Source organism: Streptomyces sp. NPDC058375, assembly GCF_042723425.1.
GTDB lineage: Bacteria > Actinomycetota > Actinomycetes > Streptomycetales > Streptomycetaceae > Streptomyces > Streptomyces durocortorensis.
This window is the reverse complement of the sequence record NZ_JBHXJG010000315.1, coordinates 1-7,136: the sequence shown is the minus strand read 5'-3', so window position 1 is coordinate 7,136 and position 7,136 is coordinate 1. Positions and strand designations below refer to the sequence as shown.

Here is a 7,136-nt window from a genome sequence, read left to right as displayed (position 1 = left end):
GGAACAGGGGAGAAGAGAGGTCAGGCGGCCGCCCGGCCACCCCGCCGTGCCGCGTGCTCCCGGACCAGCTCCGCGTACCGGAGGCCGCTGCTCTTGACCGTACGGCGCTGGGTCGCGTAGTCCACGTGGACCAGTCCGAACCGCTTGTCGTAGCCGTACGCCCACTCGAAGTTGTCCAGCAGCGACCAGGCGAAGTACCCGGCCAGCGGGGCGCCCTTGCCCACCGCGCGGGCGCAGGCGGCGAGGTGTTCCTCCAGATAGCGGACCCGCTCCGGGTCGTGCACCGAACCGTCCGCCGCGACGACGTCCTCGTACGCCGAACCGTTCTCGGTGACGTAGATGCGCTGGACGCCGTACTCCTCGGTCAGGCGCAGCAACAGCTGTTCCAGGCCCTCCGCGTGGACCTCCCAGTCCATGTGGGTGAGCCGGGCGCCGGGGACGGAGACCTGCTTGGCCCGGGGCGCGGTGCCGTCCGGGTCGGTAGTGACGATCTGGCGGAAGTAGTAGTTCAGCCCCAGCCAGTCCAGCGGTGCGGCGATCGTCTCCAGGTCGCCTTCCCGGACCGGGAGTTCGGCGCCGTACTCCTCCACCATGTCCTGCGGGTAGCCACGCCCCAGGATCGGGTCCAGCCACCAGCGGTTGATGTGGCCGTCGGCGCGGCGGGCGGCGGCGAGGTCGGCCTCGCTCGCGCTCGCCGGCTCGATCGGGCTGAGGTTGTTGACGATGCCGACCCGGGCGTCCGAGGAGGCGGCCCGGATCGCCTGCACGGCCAGGCCGTGGCCCAGGTGCAGGTGGTACGAGGCACGCACGGCGGCGGTGAGGTCCGTGAGGCCCGGGGCCATCCGGCCCTCCAGGTGCCCGATCCACGCCGAGCAGAGCGGCTCGTTGAGCGTCGCCCAGTCCTTGACCCGGTCGCCCAGGCGCTCCACCACATGGGAGGCGTACGCCGCGAAGTGCTCCGAGGTCTCCCGTACCGTCCAGCCGCCCCGGTCCTGGAGCACCTGCGGCAGGTCCCAGTGGTAGAGCGTGGCGAACGGGGTGACCCCGGCCTCCAGCAGACCGTCCACGAGCCGGTCGTAGAAGTCCAGGCCCGCCTTGTTGACCGGCCCGTCGCCGCCGGGCACGACACGCGGCCAGGCGACGGAGAAGCGGTACGCGTCCGCGCCGAGCTGCTTGATCAGGCCGATGTCCTCGGGCACCCGGTGATAGTGATCGCAGGCGATGTCACCCGTGTCGCCGCCGTCGACCTTGCCCGGGATGTGCGAGAACGTGTCCCAGATGGAGGGGGAGCGGCCGTCCTCGGTCACTGCTCCCTCGATCTGGTACGCGGCGGTGGCGACACCCCAGGTGAAGTCCGCCGGGAGGGTGGTGAGGTCGGACACGTACTGCCTTTCTGTGGAGGTCACTTGACGGCTCCCGCCGTCAGACCGGCGACGAGATAGCGCTGGAGGAGCAGGAACCCGACGACGATCGGGACGCTGACGACGAGGGACGCGGCCATGACCTGGTTCCAGTAGACGTCGTTCTGCGTGGCGTAGCCCTGGAGGCCGATGGAGAGGGTCCGGGTGGCGTCGTTCGTCATGACGGAGGCGAAGAGCACTTCGCCCCAGGCCGTCATGAAGGAGTAGACGGACACGGCGACGATGCCGGGGACGGCGGCCGGCACGACGACCTGGAAGAGGGCGCGGACCGGCCCGCAGCCGTCGACCAGGGCCGCTTCATCCAGATCCCGGGGGATGGAGTCGAAGTAGCCGATCAGCATCCAGATGGAGAACGGCAGCGAGAACGTGAGGTACGTGAGGATGAGCCCGCCGCGCGAGCCGTACAGCGCGACGCCGGTGCTGTTGCCGACGTTGACGAAGATGAGGAACAGCGGCAGCAGGAACAGAATCCCCGGGAACATCTGCGTGGACAGCACCGTGACGGTGAAGACCCGCTTCCCCCGGAACCGGTATCGGCTCACCGCGTACGCCGAGAACACCGCGATCGTCACCGAGAGCACCGTCGCCGAGCCCGCCACGATCAGCGAGTTGACGAAGTACTTGGCGAGCGGGACGGTCTCCCAGATGTCGAAGTACGGCTGGATCGTCAGCGTCGACGGGAGCCACTGGAACTTCCCCGACACGTCCTGGAGCGGCTTCAGCGAGCTGCTGACCATGACGTAGACCGGCAGCAGGACGAAGCCGGCGAGCAGCGTCAGGACGATGCGGCGGGTCCAGAGGAAGGACTGCGGGGCTGCCATCGGCGAGCGGGCCCGCGACCGGGCGGAGCGGGTCGGCCGCGTGAGGCTAGACATCGGAGCCCTTCCTTCCGCGCGAGGTGAAGAACAGATAGACGGCCGTCACGGTCAGCAGGAAGAGCAGCAGCAGGACCGACATCGCGGACCCGGTGCCGAAGTTCCAGGTGACGAACGACGACTGGTAGATGTGGACCGAGATCAGGTCCGCGTTCTCCGGCGCCGATTTCCCGAACAGGACGAACGGCGTGTTGAAGTCGTTGAACGTCCAGAGGAAGAGCACCAGGACCAGCACCTGGTTGACCGGGCGCAGCGAGGGCAGCGTGATCCGGCGGATCTGCTGCCAGATGCCCGCGCCGTCGATCGAGGCGGCCTCGTACAGCTCGCGCGGGATGTTCTGGAGTCCGGCCATCAGCATGAGGAAGGCGAACGGCCAGCCCTTCCACACCGAGACGATGATCAGCGCGTAGATGCTGTTGTCGCCGATCAGCCAGAACGACGGCTCGTCCGTGATGCCGAGCTGGTCGTGCAGGACGTGGTTGATCAGCCCGTTGTCCCGCTGGAACATGAACGCCCAGGTGATGACGGCCGCGTAGACCGGCAGGGCGTACGGCACCAGGAAGATCGTCCGCAGGACGCCCCGGCCCCGGAAGCTCTCCTGGAGCAGGATCGCGGCGGCCGTGCCGAACAGCCAGGCCAGGCCGACGGAGAAGAACGTGAAGACGCAGGTGACGAAGAACGAGTGGAGCAGGGCCTCACCGATCGGCGCGTCGATGTCGACGGCGATCCTGTAGTTGTCGAGGCCGGACCAGGGCGCGGCGCCCCAGTTGTTGATGAAGAACTGTGTGAGCTGCCGGAAGCTCATCACGATCCCGATGACCATCGGGATGATGTGGATGAGGAGTTCCAGCAGGACGGCGGGCAGAAGCAGGAGATAGGGCAGTCCGCCTTGGCGGATCCGGTCGGGGATGCGCGGCAGTCTCCTGCGCGCACCCCCGGTGCCCCGGCTCGTCCCCCTGCTGGTCGACTTGTCGACCTCGGGGTCCGTGGTGACGGTGGCGGTCATGGATCAGGGCCTCACTGCTGCATCGTCTGCTGGGCCTTTTCCAGGCGCGCCTTGACGGATTCCTCGGTCACGGAGCGTCCGGCCGCCGCGTCCGCCCACAGCTCCTTGACCGCCGTGCCGACAGCAGTCTCGAACTGCGACTCGTTGGGGACCTGGGGGAGCGGGGCTGCGCTGGTGGCGAGGGTGTCGCGCAGGACCTTGAGGTCGGGGGCCCCGAACGCGGCGTCGGCCTGGGCGGCCTTGACCGGCGGGATGGAGCCGTAGGTCTTGTTGAGCAGTTTCTGCTCGGCGTCGCTCGTCATGAACTTCACGAACTTCTTCGCGCCGTCGATGTTCTTGGTGTTCTTGAACACCGCCATGTTGATGCCCGCGACCATGGAGTTGACCTGCTTGCCGGTGCCCGGGGCGCCCGAGGGGACCGGCACCGGGGCCGCGCCCCAGTCCTCCGGCTTCATGCCCTGGGCGGCGAAGGTGGAGGCGGCCGCCTGCCACAGCACCATCGCCGTCTTCCCCTTGGCGAAGTCGGTGAGCGACTGGTTCTGGGCGTACTCGGCGTTGCCCGGAGCGATGATCTTGTCCTTGGCCATGAAGTCGATGTACTGCTTCACCGCCGCGACCGCACCGTCGGAGGTGAAGGTCGCCTTGCCGTCCTGGTCGAAGAAGTCGGCGCCGTGCTGCTGGCCCAGGACGAAGGTCTGGTGGATGTTGTTGGAGAGGTTGCCGCCCTCGGCGCCAAGACCCCACTTGCCGTCCTTGGATATCTTCTTGCCGGTCTCGACCAGCTCGTCCCAGGTGGCCGGCGGCTTCTCGACGCCCGCCTCGGCGAACATCTTCTTGTTGTAGTAGAGGGCGTACGCCAGCGAGTACAGCGGCACCGCGGCGGGCGGTTCGCCCTCCTTGCCGGCCGAGGCGACCGCCGAGTCGACGAAGCGGTCCCGGCCGCCGATCGCCTCGAAGTTCTTGTCGTCCCACGGCAGGAGCGCGCCGGTCGCCTGGAGCGAGGCCGACCAGGTGTTGCCGATGTTCAGCACGTCCGGGCCCTGACCGGAGGTGGTGGCGGCGAGGATCCGATTCAGCAGGTCGGCCCACGGCACGACCTCCAGCTTCACCTTGATCCCGGTCTCCTTCTCGAACTTCTTCAGCTCGGGAGTCAGGATCTTCTTGTCGGCCTCGATGCTGGGGCCCTGGTTGGACGCCCAGTAGGTGAGGGTCTTCGGCGACTCGTTGCTGCCGCCCGACGTGGTCCCCCCACCGCAGCCGGTGGCGGCCACGGCGATGGAGAGGGCGAGGGTGACGGCGCTTGCGGCTCTGAGATGACGCATGAGAGGTGGCCCCTTTCCGGGGGTGGCTGCGTTCGGGAACCGAACGGCCTCCATGACTTAATTTATGCCGTGATTTAAGAGGTGAGAGAAGGTCGCGTCAAGGCCTTGGGCCGGGGTATGTTCCTGGACGGGAAGGAGCACCATGGCCGAGCGCAACAGACGAACCGTGCGTGACCTGCGGCGGGGCAACCGGGCGCGGGTATTGCAACGGTTGTATTTCGACGGCCCGCTGAGCCGTCAGGAGCTCGGGCCGGTCACGGGCCTGAGTTCAGGCTCCATCAGCAACGTCGTCGCGGAGCTGTCCGCCGAGGGCCTGCTGGAGGAGGCCGGCGTCGTCGACTCCGACGGCGGCCGCCCCCGTACGCTGTTGCGGGTCGCCCCGGACGGCGGCCTCCTCGTCGGCATCGACATCGGCGAGACGCGGGTCCGCGTCGAGCTGTTCGACCTCTCCCTCACCGAACTGGCCCGCACCGAACGGCTGCTGGCCCAGCACGGTTACGACGTCGAGCGCATCGTCGCCCATGTCCGCACCGGTGTTGCGGACGTGCTGCGCGACGCGGGCGCCGACCCGCGTCGGCTGCTCGGCATCGGCATCGGAGTCCCCGGCATCATCGAGCGCGACGGCCCCGAAGGCCCCGACGGCACCCGCAGTGCGGTGGTGCACGGCCAGACGATCGGCTGGCGCGCGGTCCCCTTCGAGCAGTTGCTGCGCGAGGCGGTCGACGTGCCGCCCGAGGTGCCGCTGTTCATCGACAACGGGGCCAAGACGCTCGGCCAGGCCGAGATGTGGTTCGGCGGCGGCCGGGGCGCGGGCGCCGCTGCCATCGCCCTCATCGGCTCGGGTGTGGGCGCCTGCGTCGACCACGGCGACATCCTCGACGAGGACCGCATGAGCCTCGCCCTCGAATGGGGCCACACCACCGTCCAGCTCCGTGGCCGCCGGTGCCGCTGCGGCTCCATCGGCTGCCTGGAGGCGTACGCGGGCGCGGAAGCCCTGCGCGAGCGCTGGCGGGAGGCGGGCGGCCCGCTGCCCGAGGACGCCGACGACGAGACCGCGCTCGCCGCGCTGCTCGCCGCCGCCTATCCGGCGCGCGGCACCGCACCGGACCCGGTGGCGCTCTCGCTCCTCGACGAGACCGCCGAATGCCTGGGCGCGGCCCTCGCCGACCTGATCAACCTCTTCCTGCCCGAGCGAATCCTGATCGGGGGCTGGGCGGGCCTGCTCCTCGGCCCCCGCCTGCTGCCGGAGATCCGCCGGTACGCCAACGAGTACGCCCTGAGCCACGCGGCGGCCCGCACCACCATCGAGATGGGCCGCCTGGGCCCGGACGCGGTCACCGTGGGCGCGGCCACACTTCCGCTCGCCGACTTCCTCACCCGGGGCGGCAGCCGTCCGGGGCCGGGCGGCACCGGCGCGCCGCCGCGTACGGCCGTCCAGGCGGTCCGGGAACGTCACCGGACCGCGATGAGCTGAGAGGGCGCGCCGCGGTCGGGGGTCATCCCACCGCGCCGCCCGTCGCGCCCCAGCCCGGGTCCACCCGGCCCAGCCACGCGTCCTGGGCGTCGGCGAGCGGGTGCTCCAGGGGGAGCGGCGCGAACCGGCAGGCGAACCGCATCCCCGCGTCGGCCCCGTCGCCGCGCACCCGGTGCTCCCACTCCACGGGTCCGTCCGGCGGGGCGTCGAGCAGGAGAAAGGCCGTGCGGCGGGGCTGCCCGGTCTCGGGGTGCGGCCGCTCGTCCACCGCGATCCGCCGCACGACGCGGGCTCCGGTCAGCCCGGTCTCCTCGGCGACCTCGCGCAGGACGGCCCGCTCCGGATCCTCACCGCGCACGATGCCGCCCGCGGGCACCTGGGTGCCCGCCTCCGGGAAGTCCAGATGGTCGAACACCAGCAGGGCGGGGGAGGGGTGACGCCGGATCACATAGGCGGCGACCCGGGCGCGCGGCGGGGGAGGAGGGGCGGTCATGAACCGTATCCTCGCGGACGCCCGCGAATCCCTGCCAGCCCTACGGCGCCTTCAGGCTCTCGCCGGCGTGGCGGGGCGGGGCGGAAGCCGGGGCGGGGCGTCGTGAGCTCCGGGGCATGCACAGCCCCTTGACCGAGCACGCGCGCTGTCTCTACGGGGACGAGCACGGGCCCACGCAGGAGTGCGCCCGCGAACATCGGGAGCACTCCTGCGTCGACGAGCTGACCTCGCGGACGCGATCCTCGGCATGCTGCGCGAGCTGTGCCCACACGTGGTCGACGGCCTCCTGCCGGCATGGGTGCGCAACCTGCGCTATCGGCCGGTGGTCCTGCAACGACCGGACGAACCGGCGCTGATGCGGGAAGCGGCCGAGGGCCTGTGGCTGCGCGGACCGGACCGGGACGACCTCGCGGCAGACTTGACGAGGCGGGCGGACGCGCTGGGAGGGGGCTTAGAAGTCATCTCATTTGGCGAGCCTGCGGTAGCAGATGAGGGTGCAGGCAATGCTGGTGAAGGCGAGGAAGTGGTCGGCCTTGCGTTCGTAG

General features: G+C 70.1%; 6 protein-coding genes and 1 pseudogene. 2 read left to right on the top strand and 5 right to left on the bottom strand.

Annotated features, from left to right (window positions below):
- Positions 1 to 20 precede the first annotated feature (20 nt).
- From ACFWM7_RS31880 to ACFWM7_RS31865, 4 genes are read right to left on the bottom strand one after another with little or no spacing between them, the layout of a single operon-like run.
- Entirely contained in the window at positions 21 to 1,382 is a 1,362-nt protein-coding gene (locus ACFWM7_RS31880; protein WP_383267311.1) for a GH1 family beta-glucosidase, read from the bottom strand.
- Positions 1,383 to 1,402: 20 nt separating this feature from the next.
- Positions 1,403 to 2,296 carry a carbohydrate ABC transporter permease gene (locus ACFWM7_RS31875; protein ID WP_383267308.1) on the bottom strand — a complete coding sequence of 298 codons (894 nt, stop codon included), beginning with the start codon at positions 2,294 to 2,296 and terminating at the stop codon, positions 1,403 to 1,405.
- A complete protein-coding gene (locus tag ACFWM7_RS31870; RefSeq protein WP_383267305.1) occupies positions 2,289 to 3,302 on the bottom strand; it encodes a carbohydrate ABC transporter permease in 1,014 nt (337 codons plus the stop codon). The genes ACFWM7_RS31875 and ACFWM7_RS31870 overlap by 8 nt, the downstream gene beginning before the upstream one ends.
- An 11-nt stretch (positions 3,303 to 3,313) precedes the next feature.
- The gene (locus tag ACFWM7_RS31865) at positions 3,314 to 4,624 is read right to left on the bottom strand and encodes an ABC transporter substrate-binding protein (protein WP_383267303.1); all 1,311 of its coding nucleotides are present in this window, start codon (positions 4,622 to 4,624) and stop codon (positions 3,314 to 3,316) included.
- A gap of 142 nt (positions 4,625 to 4,766) precedes the next feature.
- On the opposite strand from ACFWM7_RS31865, the gene ACFWM7_RS31860 reads away from it, so the two are divergent.
- Positions 4,767 to 6,098, top strand: coding sequence for an ROK family protein (locus tag ACFWM7_RS31860; RefSeq protein ID WP_383267301.1), 1,332 nt, complete (start codon positions 4,767 to 4,769; stop codon positions 6,096 to 6,098).
- A gap of 22 nt (positions 6,099 to 6,120) precedes the next feature.
- Here ACFWM7_RS31860 and ACFWM7_RS31855 read toward each other — a convergent pair whose 3' ends face one another.
- Positions 6,121 to 6,591: an NUDIX domain-containing protein gene (locus ACFWM7_RS31855; RefSeq protein WP_383267298.1), complete on the bottom strand. Its 471-nt coding sequence runs from the start codon at positions 6,589 to 6,591 to the stop codon at positions 6,121 to 6,123.
- 247 nt (positions 6,592 to 6,838) lie between these two features.
- Between ACFWM7_RS31855 and ACFWM7_RS31850 the strand changes: the two are divergent.
- A pseudogene (locus ACFWM7_RS31850) lies at positions 6,839 to 7,136 on the top strand (hypothetical protein); the annotation flags it as partial.